The sequence below is a fragment of the Oscillochloris sp. ZM17-4 genome (assembly GCF_019599295.1).
In the GTDB taxonomy this organism is placed as follows: Bacteria; Chloroflexota; Chloroflexia; order Chloroflexales; family Chloroflexaceae; genus Oscillochloris.
This window is the reverse complement of record NZ_JAIEWN010000132.1, coordinates 1-2,655: the sequence shown is the minus strand read 5'-3', so window position 1 is coordinate 2,655 and position 2,655 is coordinate 1. Positions and strand designations below refer to the sequence as shown.

Sequence of the window (2,655 nt, the reverse complement as noted above, 5' to 3'; positions counted from 1 at the left end):
GAGGTTGCCAAAGGCGAGGATGGTCTCGTACTCCTGCCGCTGCACCCGGTCACGGAGCTCAGGGTCGATAACAAGCTGGTTGGACACACCAGCGACCTGCCCGGCTTTGCGGGCACCCTGATCACCGAGCGGACCGAGGAGCCGAACTTTTACTGCCCCGACTGCGGCGCACGCATCGAGGTCATGTCCAAAGACAAGCAGCAGGATGGCGACGACGAGGGTGAGATGATGCCGGTCACCAGCCGCACGTACTTCACCAAGAAGCAGCGCACCTGCATCGTATGCAAGGCACCGCTGTGGCAGCGTCGCCGCTCCGATGCCAGCCGCCGCAGGTGGGCCATGCCCACCTTCGCCGACTGGAGCGCGGCGATCGCCCAGATCCAGGAGGACGGCGAGCTGGCGCAGTTCGGTGCCGACTCGCAGCGCCGACGCATCGCCCGTGTGGAGCGGGATGCGGACGGCGACGGCCTCATGATCACGCTCGGCCGTGAGGCTCCGAGCGACTTTAGCCCCTACGAGTACGCGCTCCTCAAATACGAGGGGCTGGCCGCCATCCACCTGGCTGACGAGGCGCACAACGCCCGTGGGACGAACACCGACATCGCCCGCAGCATCCACTACGGCTTTAAGCAGGCCCAGACCTACGCCATCCTCTCGGGCACCATCTCGGGCGGGATGTTGGGCGGGCTCTACCACCTGATCTACCGCTTCTGGCCGCAATTCTGGAAGCGGCTGGGGCTGGGCTGGAACGATGTCGAGGTGGCGATGCTGCGCTACGGCTTCGTGACCGAGACGGTCACGGAGCACGAGGGCGACAGCCGCCGCGGCAGCGGGCAGACCGATAGATCCATTTCAAGCGTCCCGGCACCGGGCATGAGCGCCAAGCTCATCCCGATGCTGCTGGAGCGCATTATCTTCATCGACGCGGAGAAGGATCTGGGTGCTTTCATGCCCGACATGGAGGAGATTCCCGACGTGGTGGACATGGACGACCCCGCAATCGCGACCGCACGCCGTGGGGCGAAGGAGGAGGTGACCGTCGCCTATGACCAGCTGCGCGCGGCGCAGCAGGCGTATGCGGCACTGATGAACGACCCCGGCGCGTCGAGCCACGAGCGAGCCACGGCAGAGGCCGAGGTCACCGAGGCCAAGGAGGCCCATCGGGCCGCCGAGGCGAATCAGAAGGAGGTAGATCAGCGGGCGGATGCGGTCGATCTGGCCGCCGCCTACGACCGGATCGCCAGTCGGCTGGATGAGCTGGCGGAGGATCGCATTCAGGCGGCCATCCTGGCCAAGGGGATGCTGCCGCGCTGGTGGTCAACGCTCCCCTGCGTGAACCCGGCCTTCACGGTCACGCGCACGACTCGTGGCACATGGGGCGACCTCCTGAGCGAGGAGCGGATCTTCACCGCCCCGGTGCTGGCCGCAGACTACCGCTACCCGCTCGAAAAGCGACTGATCGAACACGTCACCGCGCAGCTCGCGCAGGGCCGAACGGTGATGGTCTACATCGAGCAGAATGCCGTGCGCAGCACGCCGACACGACTGGCGGAGGTGCTGGCGGCGTTCGCGCCCTGGACGCTGCCCAACAACGTGGACCCCGAGGATCGCGAGGATGCAATCCGCGCGGCCTACGAGCAGGGGAAGAAGGTCTTTATCGTGCCGTACCGCCGGGTCAGCGAGGGGCTAAACCTTCAGTTCCTCGACACGGTGATCTGGTACGAGATGGCGCAAAACTACTACCACCTGGAGCAGAGCAATCTGCGCATCCGGCGGCTGGGTGCGACAAACCTCAAGCAGGTGATCTACCTGGTCTACCGGGGGACGGTTTCGCACAAGAAACTGATCAAGCTGGGCGAGCAGAGCGGCTCGGCCAGTCTCTTCGCCGGCGACACCCCCGAGGGGGCGCTGGTGCAGACGGCCGGGGCGGATAAGACCACCCTGGCCCAGATGAGTGCCAGCGTTGAGCAGGTGGATGCAGTCGAACTGAGCGACGACGACCTGAAGGCGGTGTTCGCACGCCGCTCGCAGGCGGCCAACGCGGCCCGCAAGCAGGGCCGCACCTGGGCAGGCATCACGGATACGCTGCCGCAGCGCCTGGACGCGCTCCGCGCAGCCTGGGCCACAAAGGCGGCCGCCACACTGCCGACCATCGTCATCTCTGCCCACACACCCGCCCCCGTGGCGGCTCACACACCCGCCCCCGTGGCGGCCCACACACCCGCCCTCGTGGCAGCACCCACGCCCAAGCTGGCCTTTGGCGACCTGGACTTCATCGGTGCCGTGCTGCGCAAGAAGCGCCGCACGACCAGGAAGCAGGGGCAGTTCGAAGCGCAGTTCGACATGTTCAGCGCCGCAGCGTCGAACCACCCGACGCCCGCGCCGGGCGGTACCGCCGGCCAGCTCAGCATGTTCTAGTACAGCCTTCTGAATGTGTGCGCTGTACTCGTCTCACGCTACCTGCTGCGGTCGCGTCGTGCGGCCGCAGCGACTCTCACGCTGCAATCACAAGGAGCACTTCACTATGAACGTCACCTTCGCCCAGGACACCTTCAAGGTCGCCATCGCCCGCGCCGCCGTCGCCGTGGCCGGGAAGAGCACCCTGCCCGTGCTGAGCCACCTGCTGCTGCGCGCCGAGCAGGGCCGGCTCGTGAT

The 2,655-nt window shown here is 66.7% G+C and carries 1 pseudogene; it reads left to right on the top strand.

Annotated features, from left to right (window positions below):
* Nucleotides 1-2,418, top strand: a pseudogene (locus tag K2Z83_RS28125) (hypothetical protein); the annotation flags it as partial.
* Nucleotides 2,419-2,655: the final 237 nt, after the last annotated feature.